Source organism: Halomonas fontilapidosi (assembly GCF_014192285.1).
GTDB classification, from domain to species: Bacteria; Pseudomonadota; Gammaproteobacteria; order Pseudomonadales; family Halomonadaceae; genus Halomonas; species Halomonas fontilapidosi.
Window position 1 is genome coordinate 591,379 of sequence record NZ_JACHXQ010000001.1, and the last position, 24,905, is coordinate 616,283.

Here is a 24,905-nt window from a genome sequence, read left to right on the forward strand (position 1 = left end):
GTTTACGGCCAGGTGCCTTCGGGAGGGATTGACATGTCACGAGCTAAGCCGGACTGTGAATCAATGAGCAAAGAGACAAATGACGCCTGCCCCGACGACAGCGGCACCATAGGCGAGCTAGCGCAGCAGCTCGATGCCGCCATCGAACGCCTTGCCATCGAGAATGCCGTTGCCGAGGTCTCCCCGGTCTTCGACGTCATTGATGCGGCACGCCCCTTGATGTTCGATGAAAGAGGGCTGGAAGCCCTCTATGCGCGCGTGCCCGCCATCGAGGCCGCAGGTTTCTTCGGTGGCAGCGACTGGGATTATCCCCAGACTCTGGTGCCCTCGCTGGCGGTGCGGACCGCGCGCCACGGGGACCCGATCGCCGCGCTGGTCGAAAGCCTGAGCCAGATCCGCCTGCTGGCCGTCGCCAAGGGCGATTATTCCCATCCCTCCGTCTCGGCAGAACATGCCCATCACTTTCTCGCCCAGGTGATGGCCATGAATCTCGACATCGTGGTCGGCGACCTGCAGGAGGGCGATCGCCTGAGGCCAGACGGGCTCGGCTACGCCGTCCAGGCCCTGTATCGCTATCTGCTGAAGCACCTGGGCTACCAGAACCTGCTGGAGCACCTGGTGGCAGAGGTCTGGCGCATCCTGGCGCAACGCCCTGTCCAGGTCGACGGCGTCAAGCAGATGGTGACCCAGATTGCCACCTGCCTGCCCGGTCTGGAAGACCAGCCGGATGCCACGGTCGGCGAGGCGGGCGCAGACGCCATGCGGCTGATCAACGCCGTGTTCAGTCCCACCGAAGGTTGCCGAGAGGATCCCGGTTTCGAGGTATATGCCGAGCGCCTGGCCGGCATGGATGACGCGGCCCTGCTTCGGGAGTCCATTGACTTTGCTCAGGCCATGCACAGTACGGGGCTGGTCTCGCCTTACATGCCGGGCTTCATACGCTACCTGCGCACCCGCTGGAACGAACTGATCCCGACGGCACTCGGCCTGAGCCATACGGGAGCCGACGCCTTTCACTGTTATCCGGCGTTGATTCACACCCTCATCGATGAAGCCCTGTTTGCCGAAACCAGCCAGGCCGCCTACGGGCTCGCCATGATGCTGGAGAGAGGGATTCTCTATCCGCCTCCGATGGCCCCATCGTTATGGCGGCAGTTACGGCTGACGCTGTGCGATGCTGCGGCAGAGAAGATCGCGGCTGTCTTCGGAGACCGTCGCTCGCCGGAATGCTTTCTGCTCGCCGACGTTATCAATGTCCTCGGCCGCCCGCTGGGCGTGGGTCAGGGGAACTATCCTACCTGCCAGTCGACACGGGCGTTGTCGATGTGGGCTTTCAACACCCCGGCCGACCTGTTGCGGATCGTCGCCTGGGCGGCGCGCGACGACGAGATCGTCATGCGCTTCGAGGGCCACAACATTTCGTCTCGCGAGCTTGGGGCGGGCCTGGCAACCGAGCCACCCGTGGACGTTGATGCCGTCTCCCTGATCACCGTCCCGCACCTCGATCGCATCTACTTCGAGATGGGACGCCGCAGCGTCGGGCGCGGCGAGGATCCCCACAAGTGGGTCAACGCCGAGTTCCATGGCGATCAGGTGGGTCACGGTTTTCGCATTGCCGTCGATGTGTTTACCGGCAATCTGAAGGATTTCGAGGGCTTTATCCGCGACTTTTACGCGGCTTACCATCCCTTCTATAATGGCAATATTCCCGTCATCAATCCGCAGCCAGCGGGTATTGCCGTGACCGATAGCGCGTCGCGCTTTCTCGGCTGGCATGCGATCACGATCCAGCGCCTGGCACTCGACCAAGACAAGGTCATGCGCGTTTACTTTTTCAACCCCAACAACGACAGTGGTCAGGATTGGGGGCAGGAAATTATCACCTCGACACAAGGCAATGGCGAACTCTACGGGGAGGCATCGCTCCCGGTGGCCCAGTTCGCATCACGGCTTTACGTCTTTCACTATGACCCGCTCGAAAAGGGCGAGCCAAACGATGTTCCGACCAATGAAGTGAGTCAGGCCATGAGCCTGGCGCGTAAGAGCTGGGCATCGGGACGCTAGTCCAACGCTGCCTGGCAGTTGGGATAGGCAAGACCGCTGGAAATCGAGCATCAATTTCCTGCTTAATGCAGAAGGAGAGCATCGCATGTCGACTGTATCAGAAGCCCCGGACTCCAAGGACGTTTCGAGCTGGACTGACCCGACACTGGACTCGGTCAAGGGGACTGAAACGCCCAAGGATCCCAACAAGGGCTATATCGCGCTGCTGGGCTGGAGTATCAATGCCATCAAGGCCGCGCAGAAGTTTGACCGTCGTTACGTGGTCGTAGCGCCCGACTGGGCCGCCGATTTCTGCGAGGCCAATCATATCCCCTACATTCCATGGGATTTCGTGCGCCTGAATGATCGATCCATGGAAATTGCGGAGCGGCTCAAGGAGGAAGGCGTCGATGTCGCCATCCCGCTGTTCGAGGAAACCGTCGAATGGTCGGGTGCGATCAACTCCGTGCTTCTGGATAACCCCCGCATGTACGGGCAGTCCATTCTGTTCCGCGACAAGGCGCTCATGAAGCGCCGCGCTCAGCTCGGCGGTATCCGTGTGGGCATCTTCGAAGAGGCCCACGAGAAAGACGACATCATTCGCTTCATGAAACGCGTCAATCAGACGCTGCTCAAGCTCGACGGCGACCCGGATGACCCGATCCACGTCAAGGCCTTCGACAAGGCCGGCTGTCTCGGGCATCGCATGATCCGCAAGCTGGAAGAGATCGACAACATACCCGACGAAGAATATCCCTTGCTGATGGAAAGTCACCTTGATGGCTGGGAATTTGCCGTCGAGGCCTGGATCCATGATGGCAAGATCAAGTTCCTCAACATCTCCGAATACGTGACCCTGGGCTATTCGGTCTTCGTCCCGGCGACACGGGAACTCGAAAGCTGGCGAGATGCCATCACCAAGCAGATCGAGAAGCTGATCAAGACGTTCGATATCCAGTTCGGCCTGATTCACCCCGAGTACTTCGTGGCCTCCGACGGCGAGATGTACTTCGGGGAAGTCGCCTACCGGCCTCCCGGCTTCAAGGCCTTCGAACTCATAGAACGCGCCTACGGGTTCAGCGCCTATCAGGCTTCCATGCTGGTCTTCGACCCCAAGAGCACTAAGGAGGAGGTCGAGGCCTTCTTCCCGCGCGAGGTGGTCGATGCGAAAGGCTACGCGGGTTGCTTCGGCGTGTACCCACGGCGCCGTGTCGTCAGCAAGCTGGAAATGCCCAAGGAAACCACCGAGCATCCCTACTTCGAGTCTCACGAGCTGGTAGCGCCAGCGGAAGAGACGGTGCCGGACCGCTCGGCATTCGGTACACACTGGGGCCTCATCTTCTTCTTCGGTGACGACCCCATCACGATGCGGGACCTGCTCAAGGCTCAGGAGGACCTGGACTTCTACGTCTGATGACGCCCTGAACGTCGTCTCTGGTCGAGGCGGCATGTGACCACGGGCAGGGCCTGCGCCCTGCCCTTTGCATGCCCATCATTCGTGTAGTCCCCGCTCCCCGCTCTCGATGCACCGGCGCGCCAGATAGACCACGACACAAGCGACCAGCAGTATCTCGCCCTTGGTGGTGCGCCCAACGTGGCAGGGGCCAACGGCCCAACGCTGAATTGACACAAGCGCCCAGTCACGCCTACTATTGATAATTATTCTCATCGAAAGGCTATCGCCGGTTCGGCCCACATGACTCCCGAACGCCCCAGGTTACGTACCACCGTTGTCTTCCTGCAGGTCTCCTTTCAGGCCATCAAGCACTCCATGGCCGGCAAGGCGAGCGACGGTCTGCCCTGCTGGCTCGACGGCAGGATGCTGACGATGCTCTGTCGCGACCTCAAGGCGTGTCGCGACCAGGCGGCTGGACAAGGCGACGCCCACCAGGCCCTCGAGACGGCTTGTTCCCAGTGCGATGCCCTGCTCGGCCACTGCCCGGGCGGACTGGACAGCACGCTCTGCCACCACCATCTGGACGCCATCCTGGCCGGCTTGCAGCGCGCCCTCGCGGCGTTGCCCCTCCCACCCGCCGAGCAGGCACCGACGGGCCTCTGGTACAGCGCGACCCGCCACCTTCGCGAAGGCTGGCGTCGCCTCTCCTGAGACCGCATGACACCCTGCTCCCTGCCCTGCTGTCGCTTCTCCGGCCGTTAACGCCCAGCGAGCGCTGCCTGGCCCGCCTCATTAGCGGCGCCACAACGATACCCGTCCCACGCGGAAAGCGCGTCTCCCGAACGATGAAATCTCTACGCCGGGCCCCTATGCTGGAAGGCAACGCCAATACCGGAGGGGCAGAACGATGATCACCGAGACAGACAAGCAACACCTGCAGCGCTGCGTGGAACTGGCGGAGGAGGCCCTCGAGGCCGGCGACGAGCCGTTCGGCTCGGTGCTGGTGAGCGGCGATGGTGCGGTGCTGGTGGAGGATCACAACCACGTCGCCGGTGGGGATGCCACCCAGCATCCGGAGTTCTTCCTGGCGCGCTGGTCCGCGGAGAACCTGACACCCGAAGAGCGCGCGCGAGCCACCGTCTACACCTCAGGGGAACACTGCCCGATGTGTGCGGCCGCCCACGGCTGGGTGGGGCTGGGACGCATCGTCTATGCCAGTTCGTCCGAGCAGTTGGAACAGTGGCTCGAGGCAATGGGCGCGGCGCCACCCCCGGTTCGCCCATTGCCGATTCAGGCAATCGTGCCGGAAGCGGAAGTCGAGGGTCCAGAGCCGGCGCTCGCCGACCGCATCCACGGCCTTCATCGTCGGCTGCACGGCGCCTGAGCCTGAAACTCAGGCCTCGGCCAGCACCTGCGCCATGTAGGCCTCGCAGCGCTGATGAGCCGGCCGCTGACGCAGCCCTTCCCAGTAGGCCACGAACTCAGGTCGCCGGGGAAGGGTACCGAAATGCATGCCCCAGCCGAGGTGAGTACCGACATAGACGTCCGCGGCGCTGAAGGCCGTGCCGGCGATATACGCCCGTCCCTCGAGGACGCCGGCCAGGGTCTCGATGACCGTCCAGTAATCGCCACAGCCGAGCTGTCGCTGCTGTTCGACCGTGGGTTGCACGCCGAGGGTGGTCAGCGCGAGAGCGGCCTCGAGGGGACCGGCCGCGAAAAACAGCCAGCGGTAGTAGTCACCCCGCGCCGCAGGCGGCGGCGCCAGGCCGGCCTCCGGGAAGGCATCGGCAAGGTAGGTGCAGATCGCGGCGGCCTCGGTGACCACCACGTCGCCATGGCGAATCGCCGGCACCTTGCCCATGGGGTTGAGAGCCAGATAGTCCGGCGACTTCATGGTCGTGCCGTACTCGAGGGTCACCGTGCGATAGGGCACGCCGAGTTCCTCGAGCATCCAATGGACGATGCCGCCCCGCGACAGCGGGTTGGTGTAGAAGGTGAGCTCGGCCGGCTCGAGCGGAGCGGGTTCCGCCAACGTGGCTGGCGGAAGCGTGACCTCCGGCGGCAGCACATAGCCCTGGCCGGGGGCGTTGACCACCTCGACCCCGACCGCCCGCAGCGCGGCGATATCCTGATAGAGGGTGCGCAGGGTGACCCCCAACCGCTCGGCAAGCTCAGGCCCGCCGATCGGCTCTGCGTGATGGCGCAACATCCGGATCAGGTCTTGCAGGCGCGACGTTCGTGGCATGGGCGACTCCTCGTGAGCGTTGATGTCTCTCGCCGCCTCAACACGGCGTCGAGGCGTCATCATGCCTTCGAGCCGCTACCGACACCAGCATGCTTTTCACATCTATCTGCCAGCAATGAGCCGCTACAGCGACTGCAGAGACTCGCTCAAGGTGCCACGCCTATCAAGCACGCTCACACACATGTTGCGCTCACAGCCCTTGTGCGCCGCGACGCAGCCAGTCGTGCATGAAAACCAGCTTACGGCGGACCTGTTCAGACAGCACGAAGGGGTAGAGATCCGACAGCCCCATGGCGCGATTGATGTGGTTGACTGCCATCACCTGGTGCGTCGCAATGTGGATCAAGTTCTCGGCATCTGCTTCCATGTAGGGGTCCCAGCCGAGATGAGGCAGGTCGGAGGACGAAAGGCCAGCTGCCACGAAACTATCGGCAATATCCGTCAAGTGCAGCAGGTGGGACGCGGTTTCCGCCCAATCTTCATGGGGATGCGCAGAGGCATAGGTACTGACGAAGCGCGAGCGCCAGTCGGGCGGTGGCCCGTTATGGTAGTAGCGCTGCAGTGCCGCGGGATAGTCCTCCCGCTCATCGCCGAACATGCCCCGGAAGGCGTCGAGAAAATCTTCCCGAAGGCTGAGACGCCACCAGAGCATATGCGAAATCTCATGGCGCATATGGCCGATCATGGTGCGATAGGGCTCTTCCAGGGCTTCTCGCCGAGTCGTGCGCAGGACCGGGTCGGCCTCGGCCACGCTGATCGTCACCACGCCGCCGACATGCCCCATGGGCACCGGGGTCGGGCCCTCGGCCAGCATGTGAAACACCGGGCGAGCGCCCGGGTCCTCGGGCCGAAACCAGTTCCAGCGTCCCAGATTGTCGAGCACCCAGCGCTTGGCGGCCTCGGTCTGCGCCCAGTTGGGCATGGCATCGGGAATGGAGGGATCCGGCGCCAGCTCGGTCATGGCGCAGGCGCGACAGAAGGCCCCCTGCTTGGGAGCGATCCAGTTGCAGCCGATCACGTCACGATTGATGCAGAACGGCGGCATGGTGATGAAGGCCCTGGCCTGCGGATCATAGGCAACCGGCGTTCCCTGGGCGGTGGCAAGGTTATCAAACCAGAGGGCGCCGGCACCGACGGGATTGGCAAAAACGCGCATAAGGCAGTCACTCCGCAAGAATCGCAAGGCAAATAGCCGGGCGTATTACGCTGCATCCTGCTCTTTCTTCCTCTACCAATCAAATCCTCCCATTAACTGCGATCGCGCGAACGCTAGATCTCGAAGCCGAGCCCGAAGTCTTCGGCACTGATCGCCATCAGCGGCTCCGCGCCGGCCTCGATGGCGGCCTTGTGAGCACGGGTGCGCGGCATCAGCCGCTGGTAGTAGAAGCGTGCGGTGTCGAGCTTGGCACGGTAGAAGGCGGCTTCCTGGGTGCTCTCGGAAAGCGCCACCCGGGCCTGCTTCGCCGCACGGGCAAAGAGATAGGCCAGGGTCACATAGCCGGCATACATCAGATAATCGACGCTGGCCGCGCCCACTTCCTCTCGGTCGCTCATGGCCTTCATGCCGATGGCCATGGTCATCTCGCCCCATTCCCGGTTCAGCTTGGCCAGCGGACGCACGAACTCGGCAAGCTCGCTGTTGCCCTCCTCGGCCTCGCAGAACTTGTGGATCTCCCTGGTGAAGACCTTCAGGCTCTCGCCCTGGCTCATCAGCACCTTGCGACCCAGCAGGTCGAGCGCCTGGATGCCGGTAGTGCCCTCGTAGAGGCGGGTGATGCGCGCATCACGCACCAGCTGCTCCATGCCCCACTCCTGAATGAAGCCGTGGCCGCCGAACACCTGCACGCCCTCGTTGGTGGCTTCGAAGCCCACCTCGGTGAGAAACGCCTTGACGATGGGCGTCAGCAGGCCGAGCAGGGTCTCGGCGCGTTCCTTCTCGGCGGCATTGCCCCCATGCTCGACAATGTCGATCATCTGCGCGGCATACAGCACCAGCATCCGGCCGCCCTCGGCGAACGCCTTCTGGGTCAGCAGCATGCGGCGCACGTCCGGATGCACGATGATCGGGTCGGCGGGCTTCTCCGGTGCCTTCGCACCGTCGAGTGCGCGCATCTGCAGGCGGTCACGGGCGTAGGCCAGGGCGTTCTGGAAGCTCGCCTCGGTCAGCCCCAGGCCCTGAATGCCCACGCCGATACGCGCGGCGTTCATCATGGTGAACATGCAGGCCAGCCCCTTGTTGGGCTTGCCCACCAGGAATCCCTTGGCCCCGTCGAAGTTCATCACGCAGGTGGCGTTGCCGTGGATGCCCATCTTGTGTTCCAGCGAACCGCACACCACGCCGTTGCGCTCGCCCGGCTCCCCCGCGTCATCGGGAAGATACTTCGGCACCACGAACAGCGAGATGCCTCTGGAGCCCTCGGGCGCGTCGGGCAGCTTGGCCAGCACCAGATGGACGATATTCTCTGCCAGGTCGTGCTCGCCGGCGGAGATAAAGATCTTGGTGCCGGTGATCGCGTAGGCGCCATCGTCGCTGGGCAAGGCGCGCGTCTTGATCAGGCCGAGGTCGGTACCACAGTGGGGTTCGGTGAGGCACATGGTGCCGGTCCAGGTGCCTTCCACCAGCTTGGTCAGGTAGGTGGCCTGTTGCGCCTCGGTGCCGTGGTGGCGCAGGGCATCGGCGGCACCATGGGAGAGGCCCGGGTACATGCCCCATGCCAGGTTGGTGGCGCAGACCATCTCGTTGAGCACCATGGCAAGCGACGGCGGCAGGCCCTGGCCGCCATGCGCCGGATTGGCCGCGAGGCTAGGCCAGCCGCCCTCGACGTACTGGGCATAGGCCGCCTTGAAGCCCTTGGGCGCCTTTACCTCGCCGCCCTCCAGCAGGCAGCCTTCCTTGTCGCCGCTCTGATTCAGCGGCAACAGCACCTCGCGCGCGAAGCGCGCGCCCTCCTCCAGGATGGCGGCGACCACATAGGGCGAGGCCTCCTCGCCGCCGGGCAGGCCCGCATAGTGGGCCGGGTAGTCCAGCATCTCGTCCATCACGAAACGAAGGTCGCGCAGGGGGGCCTGATAGTTGGGCATCTCGATCTCTCCTGGAAGTCGGGCGAGGACAGCGGCGGCGGCCGCTTTCAAACATGTGTTTGAAATTATCCGTGACGCAACCATCAGTCAAGCGTTCGTTTAAAAGCTTCGAGCGACAAGGTAAGAGGCGCAAGGGATATCCCCCAGGCGCAAGATGAAAAAAAGGAGCAAGCCAAGGGGTTTCCTTGAAGCTTGCTCCTTGTAGCTTGCGGCTGGCCGCAGGCGCTACTGCATGCGAATCCCGCCGTCGAGGCGGATCACCTCGCCGTTAAGCATGGCATTGGTGATGATCTGCTCGGCCAGGCGGGCAAACTCGCCGGGCTTGCCGAGCCGCTTGGGGAAAGGCACGGAAGCGGCCAGCGCCTGGGCCGCCTCGTCGGGAATCTCGCTCATCATCGGCGTCTCGAACACGCCGGGGGCAATCGCCATCACCCGCACGCCGTGGCGCGAGAGCTCACGGGCCGCGGGCAGACTCATGCCCACCACGCCGGCCTTGGAGGCGCTGTAGGCACACTGCCCCACCTGGCCGTCCATGGCGGCGACAGAGGCGGTGTTGATGATCACCCCCCGCTCGCCGTCCTCGCCCGCCGGGTTCTTGGCCATGGCGGCGGCGGCCAGACGCATCACATTGAAGGTGCCCACCAGGTTGATCTGCACGGTGCGATTGTAGGCCTCGAGGTCGGCGGGATTGCCCTCGCGATCGACCAGCTTGCCGACGCTGACCACGCCGGCGCAGTGAATCACACCGGCCAGTCCGCGCTCGCCGCCGAGCGAGACAGCGGCGTCCACGGCGGCCTGGATATCGTCGCCGGAGGTCACATCGCCGCGCACCGCCCGGGCAACCTCGCCCAGGCGCTCGGCATGCGCCTCGACGGCGTCGCTCAGGTCGCAGAGCACGACGCGACCACCGCCGGCCGCCAGACGTTCAGCAGTGGTCGCCCCCAGTCCGGAGGCGGCGCCGGTAATCAGGAAGGTGTTGTCCTTCACTTGCATGTCAGGGTCCTCGTCATTTGGCCGGGGCCGGGTCGGCGGCATCGGCGCGTAGCTTGAAGCGCTGGATCTTGCCACTGGGCGTCTTGGGCAGTTCCTCGACGAATTCGATCACCCGCGGGAAGGCGTGAGTCGAAAGCCGTTCGCGGACCAGTTGGCGAATCTCGTCGGCCAGTTCATCGCTGGCCTCGAAACCCTCGCGCAACACGATATACGACTTGATGATCTCGCCACGAATTTCGTCGGGCTGACCCACGGCGGCGGACTCGGCCACCGCTGCGTGAGTCATCACGCTGTTTTCCACGTCGGTAGGCCCGACACGATAGCCGGCGGTGGTGATGATATCGTCGTCGCGACCGGCAAACTGGAAGGTCCCGTCCGCATTGCGAATCACCACATCGCCGGTCAAATAATACCCTTCGGCGAAGGGGTGCTTCTCCTGCCAGGTATAGCCGGCGAAGAAGTGTGCCGGGGAATTCTTGATATCCACGGCCAGCACGCCAGGCTCACCCGGCGGCAGTTCATTGTACTCGGCATCGAGGATCGCCAGGCGGTAGCCGGGCATCGGCACACCCATCGCCCCGACGTGCTTGGGGTGGTCGAGGGCATGGTGATTGTTGCAGGTCATGCCGGTTTCGGTCTGGCCGTAGTGGTCCATGACCGGACAGCCCAGCGAGCGTTCCACCCAGGTCACCACCTCGGTGTTGAGTGGCTCGCCCGCGGAACTCGCTGCGCGCAGCTCGAGGGTCTGGTGGGCATCGTCGAACAGCCCCGAGGCCTTCATCAGGCGATAGGCGGTGGGCGCGGCGGCGAAATTGGTAATGCGGTGGCGCTTCATGAAGGCCAGCGCCCCCTCGGCACTAAAGCCCGCCTCGCAGAAGTGCGTTGTCACGCCCAGCAGCAGCGGCCCGGCGATGGCGTAGTAGAGGCCGTAGGCCCAGCCTGGGTCGGCCATGTTCCAGAAGCGGTCGCTGTCACGCAGGTCGACGGCCAGTTCCATGTAGAGAGCGAAGGCCGGCATGCCGGCCAGCGGCACGGCCACGCCCTTGGGCTTGCCCACGGTGCCGGAGGTGAACATCTGCAGGAAGGGCTCCTCGCGCGCCAGGCGCGGCGGGGTGGCCTCGATCGGCGAGTGGGCGAGCGCCTCGTTCCAGTCCAGGTCGCTGGCGTGCTGGGCATCGGGTCCGCCGACGGCGAGCACCGGCGGGCACTGGGTCAGATCATCGAACTTGAAGCGGTTGGCGTGATCGGTGATCAGCAGCTTCGTATCGGCGCGGCCCAGTCGATAGTCCACGGCGTCGGGCCCGAAGGCGGTGAACAGCGGTTGGTAGACGGCACCGATGCGCCAGGTGGCCAGCACCGCCACCAGCAGTGCGGGAGAGCGTGGCAGCATGCAGGCAATGCGGTCCCCCACGCCCAGCCCACGCTCGGCAAACCAGCCGGCGAGCCTGGCGCTTTCGGCATCGAGTTCGGCATAGGTCAGGGTATTGACCTGGCCCTGGGTATCCTCGTGCACCAGCGCCAGGACATCGCCACGCCCGGCACGCAGGTGTCGTCCGCAGCAGGACTCGAAGGCATTGGCCTTGCCATCGCGATGATCGTCGAGGCGTGCGATGACGTCATCGATGGAAAAGGTCTCGAGATAGCTCTGATAGTCGGGAAGGGTGCTCATGTAATGCCCTCTCGCGGTTTGTGCTTGTTGTGGCGGCAAATGGGGCACGCCCAATGCTGACGACGTAAGGAAACGGTCATAGCCGATGGCTGGCGTGCGCGCCCACCTTCTGGTTAGATGCAGTTGACGTAAGCGTCAACCTAGCAAGCGCTAGGTACACGCTAGAGGCTCTCGAGGAAGGGGGCAAGCCCTGAACGACGGGATGGGACTAGACGATGGTCGAGCGTGGCGGAGCGATGACGTACCGGCGCTCGACCAGGGGCCGGCGGGTCAGGCGGGTCGATGAGTGATCATCGCGACCAGCTCGTGGGCCAGGTCATCCGGAGAGCGAGGGCCGGCGGGGTCGTACCAGCGCACCGTCCAGTTCAGCGCCCCCATCACGAAGCGAGACACCAGGAAGCGGTCGCCGTGGATCAGACCGGCGCCCAGCGCCTCGTCGATCACCGCTTCCCACAGCGCTTCGTAGGCATCGCGCAGGTGGCTCAGGTGGTCGCGGGCCTCGGGGTCCAGGCGGCGCCATTCGTAGAGGGCAACGACATGGGCATTGCGGTCGGTGAGCAGGGTTTCCAGGTGGGCACGTGCCATGGCCTGCAACCGTGATTCGGCCGTGTTGTCACACTGCTCTAGGGCCGCCTTGGCGATGACCAGGGCATTCTGGGTGCCCTCTTCGATCACCGCGGTCAGGATCTCCTGCTTGTCGCGGAAGTGATGGAAGAGGCTGCCGGACTTGATGCCCATCTCCTGGGCGAGCATGCGCACGGTGGTCCGATCGAAGCCCTCCTGGACGAACAACTGGGCGGCCTGGCGGGTCAACTCCTTGCGACGCGGTGAGTCATTCATTACATTCATCGACGTTTACACTAGCGCTTGCTTGGTTGACCCTGAGAAAACCACAGCCCCGGGGCCGGGTCAACGCAGCCTCCTTGCCAGCCCGGCCTCGATACGCCACAACCAGAAGTGACGGGGATATCACCTCAACCCCCCAACAATCACAACGCGGTTTGTCGCAAGCCGCACGCCATCACGGAGTCACACCATGAGCAACGCCAACGATATCGTTTTCCTCTCTGCCGCACGCACACCCATGGGCGGCATGCTGGGCAGCCTCGCCAGCGTCACCGCCCCGCAACTGGGGGCCACGGCAATCCGCGCCGCCATCGAACGCGCTGGCATCAGTGCCGACAGCATCGACGAGGGCATCATGGGCTGTGTGCTGCCCGCTGGCGTCAAGCAGGGCCCGGCCCGCCAGGCCATGCGCCAGGCCGGCATTGGCGACGTCATCGGCGCCACCACCATCAACAAGCTGTGCGGTTCGGGCATGAAAGCCACCATGCTGGCCCACGACGTGATCCGCGCCGGTAGCGGTGAGGTCGTCCTGGCCGGCGGCATGGAGTCGATGACCAATGCGCCGCACATCCTGACCAAGGCGCGGGCGGGCTATCGGCTGGGCCACGGTGAACTCAAGGACCACATGTTCCTCGACGGTCTGGAGGACGCCGAAACCGGCAAGCTGATGGGCGGCTTCGCCCAGGAGATCGCCAGCGAGCGCGACTACAGCCGCGAGCGTCTCGACGACTTCGCCATCGCCTCGCTGGAGCGCGCCATGGAGGCCACTAACGCCGGCCACCTCAAGGCCGAGATGGCCCCGGTCACCGTCACCAGCCGCCAAGGCGAAAACGTGGTGGACCACGACGAGCAGCCCTTTCAGGCCAAGCTCGACAAGATCCGCTCGCTGCGCCCCGCCTTCGCCAAGGACGGCACCATTACCGCCGCCAACTCGAGCTCCATTTCCGACGGCGCCTCGGCGCTGATCCTGGCCAGCCAGGCGGCGGCCGACCGGCTGGGCGCCAAGCCGATCGCGCGGATGCTGGGCCACAGCACCAATTCACGTCACCCGAGCGAGTTCACCATTGCCCCGGTCGGCGCCATCGACAAGCTGATGAAGCAACTCGACTGGACCGTCGACGACGTCGATCTGTTCGAGATCAACGAGGCCTTCGCGGTGGTCACCCTGATGGCCATGGACGACCTGGGCCTGCCCCATGACAAGGTCAACGTGTTCGGCGGCGCCTGCGCCCAGGGCCACCCCATCGGCTCCACTGGCTCGCGGATCATCGCCACCCTGATCCATGCCCTGCGCACCAAGGGCGGCAAGCGCGGCATCGCCAGCCTGTGCATCGGTGGCGGCGAGGCGACTGCCGTGGCCGTGGAGCTGATCGACTGAGGAGCGCAACGTGGCAGGGATGCCCGACATCCAGTCGTCGTGGATCGACTCGCCGCACGGCAAGTGCTTCGCTGCCCGCTGGCGACCCACTGAGGGCGAGGCATCGCGCAGCCCCATCGTGCTGCTGCACGACTCGCTGGGCTGCGTGTCGCTATGGCGGGAATTCCCCGCCCGGCTAGCGGCTGCCAGCGGCCGCGAGGTCATCGCCTACGACCGCCTTGGCTACGGGAGGTCGTCGCCTTACCCGGGGCCCCAGCCGTCCAGCTTTATCGCCGATGAAGCCGAGTACTTTCATGAGCTGCGTGAGTCCTTCGGACTCGCCCATTTCGTGATTCTCGGCCACAGCGTTGGCGGTGGCATGGCGGTCGAGATCGCCGGCCGGCATGCCGACGGCTGCAAGGCGCTGATGACGGTGGCGGCTCAGGCCTTCACCGAGCCCCGCACCCTGGCCGGCATCCGCGAAGCCGAACAGGCCTTCCAGAACCCCACCGCCATGGCGCGCCTGGCAAAACATCACGGGGCCAAGGCCGAATGGGTTCTGCGCGCCTGGGTCGACACCTGGCACTCCCAGGCCTTCGCTGACTGGACGCTGGACGGCGCCCTGCAGCGGGTAACCTGTCCGACCCTGGCCATCCATGGCCAGCACGACGAATACGGCTCGCTGGCTCAACCCGAGCGGATCGCCACGCAGGTCGCCGGCCCGGCCAAGATGGCCATCCTGCCCTGCGGGCATGTCCCCCATCGCGAGTGCCCCGAGACGTTGATCGCCACCCTGCTGCCCTTCCTGGCCGAGCCGGCCTCGGCCTGAGGCGTATCGATTCTGGCCTGTCTCACCCCTTGGGCGCCGCCAGACGATCGAGACGCAGTCGCTGGCGACCATCGAACAGCCGCCGGCTGCCCGCGGCTACCGCAGCCAGCGTGCCGAAGCCGGTTCCCAGGGTGATGGTGAACATCACCAGTATCTGGTACTTCACCGCCAGCGCCGGCGGGCTCCCGGCGAGAATCTGGCCGGTCATCATGCCCGGCAGGCTGACCACCCCGGCGGCGGCCATGGCGTTGATCATCGGCATCAGGCCACTACGCATCGCCTCGCGGCGAATGTCCCCCACCGCCGCCTGCCAGCGCTGACCTAGCATCAGGCGATTCTCGATCACCGCGCGCTGGCGCCAGGCGGTGTCGGTCAGGCGATCCAGCGCCAGGGCGACGCCGGTCATGGTGTTGCCGAGCATCATGCCCAGCAGCGGAATGGCATACTGAGGTCGGTACCAGGGCTCGGGGCCGATGATCACGGCGAGGGTCAACACGGTCACCGTGAACGACGACAGGAACATCGCTACGGTACCGATACCGAAGGCCCAGCCGCCGATCAGGCGCCGCTTCTGGCGCGCCATCACCTCGCGCCCGGCAATCAACAGCATGCCCAGCGCCATCAGCGCCACCCAGTAGAGCGTCGCTGCCGCGAACAATGCCTCCAGCACCAGACCCACCAGTGCAAGCTGGACCACCGTGCGCGTCGCCGCGATCAGCAAGTGTCGGCTCATGCCGAGCCGCATGGCCGCCGTGCATCCCGCCAGCGCCACCACCATCAGCGCCGCCAGGGCCAGCTGCCACCAGGCCAGTTCGATCACACCCATGCCGGTGCCTCCCTGAGGTTACGGCCTTCGATGCGCCAGTGGCGGGTCGCCACCCTGGCGATCTGATCGGCGTCGTGGGCGACCCAGAGCACCGGCCAGTGTCGCTCGCGAATGCGCGCCATTAGCCACGCCTCCACCCGGCGCGTGGTCGCCCCGTCTAGGTTGGCGGTAGGCTCATCGAGCAGCAGCACCGAGGGCTCCAGGCTGACCGCCCGCAGCAGGGCCAGGCGCTGCTTCTCTCCCGACGACAGCCGCGCGACCTGCCATGTCAGCACCTCGGGCGTGAATCCCAGCGCCTCCAGGTCGGACGCCTCGGCCCGGGGCAGGTGCTCGCCCACCTCGTCTTCCCACCAGTGGCTCTCTGCCGGCACCAGCATCACTCGCGCACGCCACGCATGGGCCGGCAGCGACGCCTGGTCGATATCGCCCAGCCATACCTCACCGTCATGGGCCTCGAGATCGGCCACGGCGCGCAGCAGACGACTCTTGCCGGAACCGCTGGGACCCGACAGGCAGTGAACCTCGCCGGGAGCGACCGTCAGGGTCACCGGGGCCAACTCGCCGACGGCAAGCCGCACCAGGTGCAGCGACGGGGGTGCAGTCATGGTGGCCTCCGCAGCAGGGGAACTGGCTGCGATGGTAGCAGCTAGTCGCGTACGTGAGAGTGAGACATGCCACGGTCATCGCCGCGTCATCTAGGCGACTCTTCACTGTCATGAAAGGCTTCCAGGATACGTCATGCACCTCATATCCCTGACACAGGTGGACTCCCATGCAAACCCTGACACGCTCCCTGCTCGCCGGCGGCTTCGCCGTCGCCGCTCTCACCGTCGGTATCTCTCAGGCCCAGGCTGAGTTCTCCCTGAGCGAGCGCTACACCGATAGCGACGGCGACCTGGTGGCCGATATCCCCGCAGACGAGAGCCAGTGGCTCGACCCCGACACCCTGGTGTTCGCCTATACCCCGGTCGAGGACCCCGCCGTCTACGCCGAGGTGTGGGACGGTTTCCTCGAGCATATGGAGGAGGTCACCGGCAAGACGGTGCAGTTCTTCCCGGTGCAGTCCAACTCCGCCCAGATCGAGGCGATGCGCGCCGGGCGTCTCCATGTCGCCGGCTTCAATACGGGTTCGAACCCCCTGGCCGTGGCCTGTGCCGGCTATCGGCCCTTCACCATGATGGCCGCCGAGGACGGCAGTTTCGGCTACGAGATGGAGATCATCACCCATCCGGGCTCAGGCATCGACGAGGTCGAGGACATCCGCGGCCGGACCCTGACTCACACCTCCGAGACCTCCAACTCCGGCTTCAAGGCGCCCACCGCGCTGATGGCCTCCGAGTTCGATATGGTCTCCGGCGAGGACTACGAGGTCGACTTCTCCGGCAAGCACGACAACTCCGTGCTGGGCGTGGCCAACCAGGACTACGCGGTGGCCACCGTCGCCAACTCGGTCAAGAACCGCATGATCGACCGTGGCGTGATCGACGCCGACCAGCTCGAGGTGATCTACCAGTCCGACACCTTCCCCACCACCAGCTACGGCACCGTCTACAACCTGGCGCCCGAGCTGCAGGAGGCGATCCAGGAGTCCTTCTTCAGCTTCGAGTGGGAAGGCAGCGCGCTGGCCGAGGAGTTTGGTCGCAACGGGGAGGAGCAGTTCATCCCCATCACCTTCAAGGAGCACTGGGCGGTGATTCGCCAGATCGATGAGGCCAACGGCGTCGAATACGACTGCAACTGAGCCTCAACTCAGGAAGGCGCGGGCGGCATGCCGCCCGCGCCTTCGCGTAGATGAGTCACAGGGGAGAACCTGCCACGTGCTGACCCTCAACCAGCTGACCAAGGTCTATAGCGTCGGCGACCCGGCACTGCGCGACGTGACCTTTCGCGTCCCGCGAGGCCAGGTCGTCGGCCTGATCGGCCCCTCGGGGGCCGGCAAGTCGACCCTGATCCGCTGCATCAACCGCCTGGTAGAGCCGTCCAGCGGCGCAATTTACCTGGACGAGACCGACCTGACCTGCCTGGGCAGTCGCGAGCTGCGCCGAGCGCGGCGGCGCATCGGCATGATCTTCCAGGAATACGCCCTGGTGGAGCGACTGACCGTCATGGAGAACGTGCTCTCCGGCCGCCTGGGATACGTGCCCTTCTGGCGCAGCTTCACGCGGCGCTTCCCGGGTCACGACATCGAGAATGCCTACCGCCTGCTCGACCGGGTGGGCCTGCTGGCACATGCCGACAAGCGCGCCGACGCCCTCTCGGGGGGGCAGCGCCAGCGGGTGGGCATCGCCCGCGCCCTGGCCCAGGAGCCAGAGCTGCTGCTGGTGGATGAGCCCACCGCAAGCCTCGACCCCAAGACCAGCCGCCAGATCATGCGGCTGATCACCGAGATCTGCGCCGAGCGCCAGCTGCCGGCCATCGTCAACATCCACGATGTGCCGCTGGCCCAGCAGTTCGTCGACCGACTGGTGGGACTTCGCGCCGGGCAGATGGTGTTCGATGACACGCCAGACCGCCTCGACGAGACCATGCTCAGCGAGATCTACGGTGCCGAGGACTGGACGGCCATGGACCAGGAGGACGACGAGCCCGAGTCCAGCAGCGATGCACAGATCTCCCTGCGGCTGCCGGGGGCAGCGACATGACCGCGAACGCCGCCTATCCGCGCCGCTGGAAACGCCCACCGCAGCTGGTCACGACCCGACGCTGGCGGCTGACCCTGCCGTTGCTGGTCGTGGCCTACCTGGTGCTGGCGCTGGGCTCATTGGAGATCGACGCCGGCCGCGTCGTCGAAGGCCTGTCGCGCGGCGCACGCTTCATCCAGGGCTTCTTGCAGCCGGACTTCGTCAGCCGCTGGCAGGATATTCGTCAGGGGCTGATCGAGAGCCTGACCATGACACTCACCGCCACGGTGGTGGGCGTGCTGATCTCCGTGCCCATCGGCATCGGCGCGGCACGTAACCTGTCACCGCGCCCGGTCTATCTGGTGTGTCGTTCGATCGTCGCCGTCAGCCGTTCGCTGCAGGAGATCATCATCGCCATCTTCCTGGTCGCCATGTTCGGTTTCGGTCCCTTCGCCGGCTTCCTCACGCTGGCCTTCGCTTCCATCGGCTTCGTCGCCAAGCTCCTCGCCGACGACATCGAGGAGGCCAGCGCCAGCCAGATCGAGGCCATCCGTGCCACCGGTGCCAGCGGCCTGCAGCTGATCCATTACGCCATTCAGCCACAGGTCATGCCGCGACTGATCGGCCTGTCGCTCTATCGCCTGGACATCAACTTCCGCGAGAGCGCGGTGATCGGCATCGTCGGCGCCGGGGGAATCGGCGCCACCCTCAATACCGCCATCGACCGTTACGAGTACGACAGTGCCGGCGCCATCCTGCTGCTCGTCATCGCCATCGTCATGCTCTCGGAGTATGGCTCAAGCTACCTCAGGAAGACCCTGCAATGAGCGCTCTCGACACCGGCCCAGGCGAGCCCCCCCACTATTCTCAGGTCTGGACCTTTCGCACGCCGCGTGCCCGGCTGGCGCTATGGGTCGGCTGGGTGGCGCTGGTGGCACTGTTCATCTGGTGCTGGCAGATAATGAACGAGAACACGCTGTGGATCTTCGTCACCGACGCGCCCAGCCAGGCTGCCGACATCAGCAGCCGCATGTTCCCGCCCAAGCTGGCCTATTTACCCGAGCTGCTGATGCCGCTGTGGGATACCCTCAACATCGCCACCCTGGGCACCCTGGGCGGCATCATCCTGGCGGTACCGGTGGCCTTCCTGGCGGCGCGCAACACTACCCCCTCGGCGCTGCTGATTCGGCCCGTGGCGCTGTTCATCATCGTGAGTTCGCGCTCGATCAACTCGCTGATCTGGGCCCTGCTGCTGGTGGCGATCATCGGCCCCGGCCTGCTGGCCGGCATCGTCGCCATCGCCCTGCGCTCCATCGGTTTCGTCGGCAAGCTGCTGTATGAAGCCATCGAGGAGACCGATGCCCGCCAGGTCGAGGCGGTGACGGCCACGGGCGCCGGTCGGGCCCAGGTGATCCACTACGGGCTCGTGCCGCAGGTACTGCCCGCCTTCTGGGGCATCTCAATGTTCCGCTGGGACATCAATATCCGCGAGAGCACCATCCTCGGGCTGGTAGGTGCCGGCGGCATCGGCATGAAGCTGCAGTCCTCCATCGATACCCTGGCCTGGTCCCAGGTGGCCACCATCCTGATCGTGATCCTGGGCACGGTGGTGGTCAGCGAGACGCTCTCGGCAAAGGTCCGCCGTGCATTGATCTGAGCCGCGACGTCGCCATGGCATGGATGCCGCCAGACTCGCTCTCTCGATGAGTCTGCTATAGCGTGACGAGCTCATCCGTTCATGCCTGAAGAGGTCAACCCGTGCCCCATTTCCTGGTGTTCCTGGGCACCGCTCGCAACAGCACCCCACCCGCCCCTGCCCGTCTCGGCCTGCGCGTGGCACGCGCCTGCGGACGGCTGCTCGAGGCAGACGGCGCCACGGTCGAGCTTATCGACCCGCTAGAGATCGAGCTCGGCGCCGTCTTCAAGCCCCATTTCGCCTACGCGAAGGCGAAGGTGCCCGAACCTCTGGACGCCCTCGCCGAGAAGATCGCGGCCGCCGATGGCTACGTGATGGTCAGCCCGGAGTACAACCACTCGATGAGCCCGGCGCTTGCCCACCTGCTGAACCACTTCGGCAGTTCCCTCTACGCCTTCAAGCCCAGCGCCATCGTCACCTACTCCGCCGGACAGTGGGGCGGCGCCCGGGCGGCGGTCAACATGCGCACCTTTCTCGCGGAGCTCGGCTGCCTGCCGGTCTCGGCGATGATTCACATACCCAGGGCCCAGGAGGCCCTCGACGAGGACGGCCGCTTCCGCGAGGACCCGAAGCACTGGGCCGGCTACTTCGGCCGCACCCTGGGCCAGCTCGGCTGGTGGGCAGAAGCCGCCGCGCGCCATCGCGACGTCCAGGACCCGACCGAGGTCTCGCCGGCCTTCCAGCGCGCCCCGGACCAGCGCAACGCGCCGGCGTCCGGGTGATAGCATTGAGTATATATGATTTCCCATATATGATGAGCAGCAAAACGGCCTGATACCCCGCCCCCGACGACTGTCTCAATGGAGACACCATGAACGTACTGTTCCTGTGCACCGGCAACTCCTGCCGGTCCATCTACGCCCAGGCGCTGTTCAACCACCTGATCGAGACCCGGCATCACGCCTGGAGCGCCGGCAGCCATCCGGCCGGCGAGATAAACCCCTTGACATTGATCTGGCTGGAGAAGGAGGGCATTTCCCCCCGCGGGCTCGCCAACAAGTCCTGGGACGATCTCGAGGTGACGCCGAATATCGTCATCACCGTCTGCGATGATGCCGCCGGCGAGGCCTGCCCGCTCTTCCTTGGCAAGGCCGTGAAGGCCCACTGGGGCGTGCCAGCCCCCTCGAGGGCCGAGGGCAGCGAGGCCGAAATCGAGGCCGCCTTCGCCAGCACCTTCGGCGCCCTGCGCCGGCGCATCGAGGCCATGCTGGCCCTGCCGCTGGATCAGCTGTCCAGCGAAGCCCTGCGGCAGGCCTTGGAAAAGATCCACCAGGGTGCCTCCCGGGAAGAGACCCCACAAGGAGACACCACGTGACGACCCATCCCCTCGACGACCTGCCCAATATCGACCGCGTTCGCTTCCAAGTGCCCGACGCGGCCAGCCTGGGCATCCCCGTGGACCGTGAGCATCCCACTCGCATCCTGCTGCTCTATGGCTCGCTGCGCAGCCGCTCCTTCAGCCGCCTGGCGGTGGAGGAAGCCGCGCGGCTGCTGCGCGCCATGGGCGCCGAGACTCGCATCTTCGACCCGAAGGGGCTGCCGCTGCCCGATGCCGAGGAGACGACCCACCCCAAGGTGGCGGAGCTACGCGAACTGGCCGAGTGGTCGGAAGGTATGGTGTGGTGCTCGCCGGAGCGACACGGCGCCATGACCGGCATCATGAAGGCGCAGATCGACTGGATCCCCCTGGCACAGGGCGCGGTGCGTCCCACCCAGGGTAAGACCCTGGCGGTGATGCAGGTGTGCGGCGGTTCCCAGTCCTTCAATACCGTCAATCAGCTGCGCGTGCTGGGGCGCTGGATGCGCATGGTCACCATCCCTAATCAGTCCTCGGTGCCCAAGGCCTTCATGGAGTTCGATGAACACGAGCGCATGAAGCCCTCGTCCTACTACGATCGCATCGTCGACGTCATGGAGGAGCTGGTGAAATTCACCCTGCTGGTGCGCGGGCGCAGCGAGGCGCTCACCGACCGCTACTCCGAACGCAAGGAGTCGGCCGAGCAGCTCTCCGCCCGGGTCAACCAGCGCGCCATCTGACAGGAGTCACACCATGAGCACACTTCAGGATTCCCAGTCTCCCAGCACGTCGGAGGGCATGGGGCTCTTCGAGCGCTTCCTCTCGGTGTGGGTGGCGCTGGCCATCGTCATCGGCGTACTGCTCGGCCAGTTTGCCCCAGCGATTCCCGAGGCGCTGTCGCGTTTCGAGGTCGCCCAGGTATCGATTCCGGTGGCGATCCTGATCTGGGCGATGATCTTCCCGATGATGGCGCAGATCGACTTCAGTGCCGTGCTCGGCGTGCGCCGCCAACCCAGGGGGCTGATCATCACCACCACAGTGAACTGGCTGATCAAGCCCTTTACCATGTTCGCCATCGCCTGGTTCTTCCTGACGGTGGTGTTCCAGCCGTTGATCCCCGCGGACCTGGCCAGCCAGTACCTGGCGGGTGCCATCCTGCTCGGCGCTGCGCCCTGTACCGCCATGGTCTTCGTATGGAGCTACCTGACCCGCGGCGATGCCGCCTACACCCTGGTACAGGTATCGCTCAATGATCTGATCATGCTGTTCGCCTTCGCGCCCATCGTGGTCTTTCTGCTCGACATCTCCAACATTCAGGTGCCCTGGGACACCGTGGCGCTGTCGGTGGTCCTCTACATCGTGATTCCGCTCACCGCCGGCTATCTGACGCGTCGCACGTTGATCGCTCGCCATGGCAGCGAGTGGTACGACAACGTCTTCATGAAACGCATCGGTCCGGTCACCCCAGCCGGGCTGATCCTGACACTGGTGCTGTTGTTCGCCTTCCAGGGTGAGGTCATTCTCGAGGCGCCACTGCATATCGTGCTGATCGCCGTCCCGCTGATCGTTCAGACCTTCCTGATCTTCTTCATTGCCTACGGCTGGGCCAAGGTATGGAAAGTGCCCCACCGCGTTGCCGCCCCTGGGGCGATGATTGGCGCCAGCAACTTCTTTGAACTGGCCGTGGCCGCCGCCATCTCGCTGTTCGGGCTACAGTCTGGCGCAGCGCTGGCCACGGTGGTGGGCGTGCTGGTGGAGGTACCGCTGATGCTGGCGCTGGTGCGCATCGCCAACAAGACTCGGCACCACTTCCCCGAGGCCGAGGCACCCGCCGAGGCAAAGGGCTGAGCCATGGCCATCGAGGTCAGCGACCGCGCCCGCGAGTGGCTGCACAAGCAAGGCGGCGTGGCCACGGTGCGCCTCTCACCCCGTCATGGCTGCTGCGGCGGCAGAGCGGACATCGCGGTGGCCGAAGCCAGGACGCCGGATGCACCGAAGCGCTACACGCGCCTCGAGCACGATGGCGTGGTGCTCTATATCGCTCCGACGCTGCTCGACCAAGACCTGACACTTGATGTCGAGGGCTTCCTGGGCCTTCGACATCTCTTCGTGGACGGTGCGCCGTTGTCCAGATAGCACGCCCTCGCGGCTTGCACCCGGGCGTCTTCCCAGTGAGGATCAAGCGATGACTGCGACTCTCCTGCGGCGCTACCCGCTGCTCACCATCGTGCTGGCCCAGCTGTTCGGCACCTCGCTGTGGTTCTCCGTCAACGGCGTGGGACTGTCACTCTCCCGCGACCTGGGCGTTTCCGAGGCGGACCTGGGCCGCCTGACCCTGACCGTGCAGGCAGGCTTCATCGCCGGCACCCTGTTCATCGCCACCACCGGCCTGGCCGACCGCTTCCGCGCCAGCCGAATCTTCGCCGCCTCTTGCCTGGCCGGTGCCCTGACCAACGCTGTCTTCGTGCTCGCAGCGGCACACCCTCCCCACGCGCTGCTGCTGCGTTTTGCCACCGGGCTCTGCCTGGCCGGCATCTATCCGCTGGGCATGAAGCTGGTGATCGGCTGGACGCCCCGCTATACCGGGGCAGCACTGGCCTGGCTCGTCGGCATGCTGACCCTGGGCACCGCCCTGCCCCACCTCCTTCGCGGCTCAACCCTGGGCCTGCCCTGGGAGTGGTCGTTGTTGGGTGCTTCCATCCTTGCTGTACTCGGCGGGATAGGCATCTTCGTTCTGGGAGATGGCACGCATCTGCCATCCTCGAGCGGCAAGACACGAGTACTCGATGGACTGGCCGCCTTGCGAGAGCCCCGCTTCCGCGCCGTGGCCGGCGGTTACTTCGGCCACTGCTGGGAACTCTATGCCTTCTGGACGCTCACCCCCTTCCTGGTCGCCCGCGAGGTGGCGCGACTCGGCGCAGCCGAGGCTTGGGTTCCCTGGTTGTCGTTTACCGTCATCGCGCTGGGGTTTTTGGGCTGTGTCGGTGGCGGGCAGCTTAGCCGCCGTCTCGGCAGCCTGTGGGTGGCGCGTCGAGCGCTGGCCGCTTCTGGGCTGATCTGCCTGGTCTATCCGCTGGTCGGCTGGCTGCCACCCGGGCTGCTTCTGATACTGCTCGTCCTGTGGGGGCTGAGCGTGATCGCCGACTCGCCACAGTTCTCGGCCCTGGCCGCGGCCAGCGCGCCGCGCGAGCGAGTGGGTTCGACCCTGGCAGTGATGAACGCCGTGGGCTTCGCGCTGACCATCCCGTCCATTTACCTCACTACTGCCCTGTGGGAGTGGCAGGGCGGCTGGGTGCTTTGGTGGCTGCTGCCGGGGCCGATTCTTGGGCTGATGGCGCTCCAGCCCCTGCACCGCCAGGACCCCCTCGCCTCAGGAGATGCCTGACCGTGCGCCGTGTCTTTCCCTGCATCGAGTCTGCCTGGCAAGACCACCGGGACGAGCTACGCGGCTTCCTGATCCGACACAGTGGCGATCGCGATGCCGCCGATGACCTCCTGCAGACCGTCTATGCCAAGGCGCTGGCCCACCGCCGGCAGTTCTGCGAACTGGACTCCCCGCGTGCCTGGCTGTTTCGCGTGGCACGCCACCAGTGGATCGATCAGCAGCGTCGAGACAAACGCTGGACGGACGAGGCACCGCCCGAGATCGCCACGGAGTCGCCGACGGCCTCCCCCGTGGAGAGCCTGATCGACTGTATCGAACGCGCCCTGCCCCATCTCGAGCCGCAGGATCGCGATATCCTGCAGCGCTGCGACCTGGAAGGGCTTCGCCAGGCCGACTATGCCGACGGCCACGGTCTGGGCCTGCCGGCCACCAAGGCGCGCCTACGCCGCGCCCGACAGCGGCTGCGGCTGCGCCTCATCACCCAGTGCGGGATCGTCTTCGACGAGCAGGGGCGCATCTGCTGCCATCGCGCGCACCAAGGATAAGCGAGATTTTTCGCATCGCGGCGGTATCCTTTTGCCGCCTGCTGCGTCTTCCTGGGTGACACCGACCGAACACACA

25 protein-coding genes are annotated in these 24,905 nt (G+C 65.4%); 17 read left to right on the forward strand and 8 right to left on the reverse strand.

Features of this window, described 5'->3' with window-relative positions:
• Positions 1-63: 63 nt before the first annotated feature.
• The 4 genes from FHR95_RS02720 to FHR95_RS02735 all read left to right on the forward strand — a co-directional run bounded on the left by FHR95_RS02720 (position 64) and on the right by FHR95_RS02735 (position 4,823).
• Positions 64-2,064: a hypothetical protein gene (locus FHR95_RS02720; protein WP_183313256.1), complete on the forward strand. Its 2,001-nt coding sequence runs from the start codon at positions 64-66 to the stop codon at positions 2,062-2,064.
• Between the two features lie 85 nt (positions 2,065-2,149).
• A complete protein-coding gene (locus tag FHR95_RS02725; protein WP_040186157.1) occupies positions 2,150-3,457 on the forward strand; it encodes an ATP-grasp domain-containing protein in 1,308 nt (435 codons plus the stop codon).
• Positions 3,458-3,739: 282 nt separating this feature from the next.
• Positions 3,740-4,150, forward strand: coding sequence for a hypothetical protein (locus tag FHR95_RS02730; protein ID WP_040186155.1), 411 nt, complete (start codon positions 3,740-3,742; stop codon positions 4,148-4,150).
• Between the two features lie 196 nt (positions 4,151-4,346).
• Positions 4,347-4,823 (forward strand): nucleoside deaminase, encoded by a 477-nt coding sequence (locus tag FHR95_RS02735; RefSeq protein ID WP_040186153.1) that lies wholly within the window; start codon positions 4,347-4,349, stop codon positions 4,821-4,823.
• A gap of 9 nt (positions 4,824-4,832) precedes the next feature.
• Here the strand turns inward: FHR95_RS02735 and FHR95_RS02740 are convergent, their stop codons facing one another.
• The 6 genes from FHR95_RS02740 to FHR95_RS02765 form a co-directional block, all read right to left on the reverse strand.
• The gene (locus tag FHR95_RS02740) at positions 4,833-5,684 is read right to left on the reverse strand and encodes an HTH domain-containing protein (RefSeq protein ID WP_183313257.1); all 852 of its coding nucleotides are present in this window, start codon (positions 5,682-5,684) and stop codon (positions 4,833-4,835) included.
• Positions 5,685-5,874: 190 nt separating this feature from the next.
• Positions 5,875-6,840 (reverse strand): zinc-binding metallopeptidase family protein, encoded by a 966-nt coding sequence (locus tag FHR95_RS02745; RefSeq protein ID WP_183313258.1) that lies wholly within the window; start codon positions 6,838-6,840, stop codon positions 5,875-5,877.
• Between the two features lie 113 nt (positions 6,841-6,953).
• The gene (locus FHR95_RS02750; RefSeq protein WP_183313259.1) at positions 6,954-8,765 is read right to left on the reverse strand and encodes an acyl-CoA dehydrogenase C-terminal domain-containing protein; all 1,812 of its coding nucleotides are present in this window, start codon (positions 8,763-8,765) and stop codon (positions 6,954-6,956) included.
• Between the two features lie 225 nt (positions 8,766-8,990).
• On the reverse strand, positions 8,991-9,758 hold the full coding sequence (locus tag FHR95_RS02755) for an SDR family NAD(P)-dependent oxidoreductase (RefSeq protein WP_183313260.1): 768 nt from the start codon (positions 9,756-9,758) through the stop codon (positions 8,991-8,993).
• A gap of 13 nt (positions 9,759-9,771) precedes the next feature.
• Positions 9,772-11,427, reverse strand: coding sequence for an AMP-binding protein (locus FHR95_RS02760; protein WP_183313261.1), 1,656 nt, complete (start codon positions 11,425-11,427; stop codon positions 9,772-9,774).
• A gap of 270 nt (positions 11,428-11,697) precedes the next feature.
• The gene (locus tag FHR95_RS02765) at positions 11,698-12,267 is read right to left on the reverse strand and encodes a TetR/AcrR family transcriptional regulator (protein WP_183313262.1); all 570 of its coding nucleotides are present in this window, start codon (positions 12,265-12,267) and stop codon (positions 11,698-11,700) included.
• Between the two features lie 196 nt (positions 12,268-12,463).
• On the opposite strand from FHR95_RS02765, the gene FHR95_RS02770 reads away from it, so the two are divergent.
• Together FHR95_RS02770 and FHR95_RS02775 are read left to right on the forward strand one after the other, a co-directional pair.
• Positions 12,464-13,651 (forward strand): acetyl-CoA C-acyltransferase, encoded by a 1,188-nt coding sequence (locus FHR95_RS02770; RefSeq protein WP_183313263.1) that lies wholly within the window; start codon positions 12,464-12,466, stop codon positions 13,649-13,651.
• 19 nt (positions 13,652-13,670) lie between these two features.
• Complete coding sequence (locus FHR95_RS02775) at positions 13,671-14,459, forward strand: alpha/beta fold hydrolase (RefSeq protein WP_183313394.1); 789 nt, start codon at positions 13,671-13,673, stop codon at positions 14,457-14,459.
• A gap of 22 nt (positions 14,460-14,481) precedes the next feature.
• On the opposite strand, the gene FHR95_RS02780 is transcribed toward FHR95_RS02775, so the two are convergent.
• Both FHR95_RS02780 and FHR95_RS02785 read right to left on the reverse strand, forming a co-directional pair.
• Positions 14,482-15,285 (reverse strand): ABC transporter permease, encoded by an 804-nt coding sequence (locus FHR95_RS02780; protein WP_040186140.1) that lies wholly within the window; start codon positions 15,283-15,285, stop codon positions 14,482-14,484.
• Positions 15,276-15,890, reverse strand: a complete 615-nt coding sequence (locus FHR95_RS02785) for an ABC transporter ATP-binding protein (RefSeq protein WP_183313264.1) — start codon at positions 15,888-15,890, stop codon at positions 15,276-15,278. The genes FHR95_RS02780 and FHR95_RS02785 overlap by 10 nt, the downstream gene beginning before the upstream one ends.
• A 167-nt stretch (positions 15,891-16,057) precedes the next feature.
• Between FHR95_RS02785 and phnD the strand changes: the two genes are divergently transcribed.
• The 11 genes from phnD to FHR95_RS02840 all read left to right on the forward strand — a co-directional run bounded on the left by phnD (position 16,058) and on the right by FHR95_RS02840 (position 24,829).
• Positions 16,058-17,026 carry a phosphate/phosphite/phosphonate ABC transporter substrate-binding protein gene (phnD, locus tag FHR95_RS02790; protein WP_183313265.1) on the forward strand — a complete coding sequence of 323 codons (969 nt, stop codon included), beginning with the start codon at positions 16,058-16,060 and terminating at the stop codon, positions 17,024-17,026.
• 76 nt (positions 17,027-17,102) lie between these two features.
• The gene (gene phnC, locus FHR95_RS02795; RefSeq protein ID WP_183313266.1) at positions 17,103-17,927 is read left to right on the forward strand and encodes a phosphonate ABC transporter ATP-binding protein; all 825 of its coding nucleotides are present in this window, start codon (positions 17,103-17,105) and stop codon (positions 17,925-17,927) included.
• A complete protein-coding gene (phnE, locus tag FHR95_RS02800; RefSeq protein ID WP_040186132.1) occupies positions 17,924-18,733 on the forward strand; it encodes a phosphonate ABC transporter, permease protein PhnE in 810 nt (269 codons plus the stop codon). The genes phnC and phnE (FHR95_RS02800) overlap by 4 nt, the downstream gene beginning before the upstream one ends.
• The gene (gene phnE / locus FHR95_RS02805; RefSeq protein WP_183313267.1) at positions 18,730-19,563 is read left to right on the forward strand and encodes a phosphonate ABC transporter, permease protein PhnE; all 834 of its coding nucleotides are present in this window, start codon (positions 18,730-18,732) and stop codon (positions 19,561-19,563) included. The genes phnE (FHR95_RS02800) and phnE (FHR95_RS02805) overlap by 4 nt, the downstream gene beginning before the upstream one ends.
• A 101-nt stretch (positions 19,564-19,664) precedes the next feature.
• On the forward strand, positions 19,665-20,324 hold the full coding sequence (locus tag FHR95_RS02810) for an NAD(P)H-dependent oxidoreductase (protein ID WP_183313268.1): 660 nt from the start codon (positions 19,665-19,667) through the stop codon (positions 20,322-20,324).
• An 89-nt stretch (positions 20,325-20,413) separates the two neighbouring features.
• Positions 20,414-20,917, forward strand: coding sequence for an arsenate reductase ArsC (locus tag FHR95_RS02815; RefSeq protein WP_183313269.1), 504 nt, complete (start codon positions 20,414-20,416; stop codon positions 20,915-20,917).
• Positions 20,914-21,639 (forward strand): arsenical resistance protein ArsH, encoded by a 726-nt coding sequence (gene arsH / locus FHR95_RS02820; protein WP_343065164.1) that lies wholly within the window; start codon positions 20,914-20,916, stop codon positions 21,637-21,639. Before FHR95_RS02815 ends, arsH begins: the two co-directional genes overlap by 4 nt.
• A gap of 13 nt (positions 21,640-21,652) precedes the next feature.
• Positions 21,653-22,747 carry an ACR3 family arsenite efflux transporter gene (gene arsB / locus FHR95_RS02825; protein WP_183313270.1) on the forward strand — a complete coding sequence of 365 codons (1,095 nt, stop codon included), beginning with the start codon at positions 21,653-21,655 and terminating at the stop codon, positions 22,745-22,747.
• Between the two features lie 3 nt (positions 22,748-22,750).
• Positions 22,751-23,035 carry a CC/Se motif family (seleno)protein gene (locus FHR95_RS02830; RefSeq protein WP_040186127.1) on the forward strand — a complete coding sequence of 95 codons (285 nt, stop codon included), beginning with the start codon at positions 22,751-22,753 and terminating at the stop codon, positions 23,033-23,035.
• A gap of 49 nt (positions 23,036-23,084) precedes the next feature.
• Positions 23,085-24,284: an MFS transporter gene (locus FHR95_RS02835; protein WP_183313271.1), complete on the forward strand. Its 1,200-nt coding sequence runs from the start codon at positions 23,085-23,087 to the stop codon at positions 24,282-24,284.
• Between the two features lie 2 nt (positions 24,285-24,286).
• Positions 24,287-24,829, forward strand: coding sequence for a sigma-70 family RNA polymerase sigma factor (locus FHR95_RS02840; RefSeq protein WP_221199174.1), 543 nt, complete (start codon positions 24,287-24,289; stop codon positions 24,827-24,829).
• Positions 24,830-24,905: the final 76 nt, after the last annotated feature.

Coding starts and splice junctions, on each gene's coding strand:
- FHR95_RS02725 (WP_040186157.1), top strand. CDS start 2,150: ATGTCGACTGTATCAGAAGCCCCGGACTCCAAGGACGTTTCGAGCTGG.
- FHR95_RS02735 (WP_040186153.1), top strand. CDS start 4,347: ATGATCACCGAGACAGACAAGCAACACCTGCAGCGCTGCGTGGAACTG.
- FHR95_RS02770 (WP_183313263.1), top strand. CDS start 12,464: ATGAGCAACGCCAACGATATCGTTTTCCTCTCTGCCGCACGCACACCC.
- FHR95_RS02720 (WP_183313256.1), top strand. CDS start 64: ATGAGCAAAGAGACAAATGACGCCTGCCCCGACGACAGCGGCACCATA.
- FHR95_RS02755 (WP_183313260.1), bottom strand. CDS start 9,758: ATGCAAGTGAAGGACAACACCTTCCTGATTACCGGCGCCGCCTCCGGA.
- FHR95_RS02765 (WP_183313262.1), bottom strand. CDS start 12,267: ATGAATGACTCACCGCGTCGCAAGGAGTTGACCCGCCAGGCCGCCCAG.
- FHR95_RS02730 (WP_040186155.1), top strand. CDS start 3,740: ATGACTCCCGAACGCCCCAGGTTACGTACCACCGTTGTCTTCCTGCAG.
- FHR95_RS02740 (WP_183313257.1), bottom strand. CDS start 5,684: ATGCCACGAACGTCGCGCCTGCAAGACCTGATCCGGATGTTGCGCCAT.
- phnE (WP_040186132.1), top strand. CDS start 17,924: ATGACCGCGAACGCCGCCTATCCGCGCCGCTGGAAACGCCCACCGCAG.
- FHR95_RS02815 (WP_183313269.1), top strand. CDS start 20,414: ATGAACGTACTGTTCCTGTGCACCGGCAACTCCTGCCGGTCCATCTAC.
- phnE (WP_183313267.1), top strand. CDS start 18,730: ATGAGCGCTCTCGACACCGGCCCAGGCGAGCCCCCCCACTATTCTCAG.
- phnD (WP_183313265.1), top strand. CDS start 16,058: ATGCAAACCCTGACACGCTCCCTGCTCGCCGGCGGCTTCGCCGTCGCC.
- FHR95_RS02745 (WP_183313258.1), bottom strand. CDS start 6,840: ATGCGCGTTTTTGCCAATCCCGTCGGTGCCGGCGCCCTCTGGTTTGAT.
- FHR95_RS02750 (WP_183313259.1), bottom strand. CDS start 8,765: ATGCCCAACTATCAGGCCCCCCTGCGCGACCTTCGTTTCGTGATGGAC.
- FHR95_RS02780 (WP_040186140.1), bottom strand. CDS start 15,285: ATGGGTGTGATCGAACTGGCCTGGTGGCAGCTGGCCCTGGCGGCGCTG.
- arsB (WP_183313270.1), top strand. CDS start 21,653: ATGAGCACACTTCAGGATTCCCAGTCTCCCAGCACGTCGGAGGGCATG.
- FHR95_RS02835 (WP_183313271.1), top strand. CDS start 23,085: ATGACTGCGACTCTCCTGCGGCGCTACCCGCTGCTCACCATCGTGCTG.
- FHR95_RS02830 (WP_040186127.1), top strand. CDS start 22,751: ATGGCCATCGAGGTCAGCGACCGCGCCCGCGAGTGGCTGCACAAGCAA.
- FHR95_RS02760 (WP_183313261.1), bottom strand. CDS start 11,427: ATGAGCACCCTTCCCGACTATCAGAGCTATCTCGAGACCTTTTCCATC.
- FHR95_RS02775 (WP_183313394.1), top strand. CDS start 13,671: ATGCCCGACATCCAGTCGTCGTGGATCGACTCGCCGCACGGCAAGTGC.
- FHR95_RS02785 (WP_183313264.1), bottom strand. CDS start 15,890: ATGACTGCACCCCCGTCGCTGCACCTGGTGCGGCTTGCCGTCGGCGAG.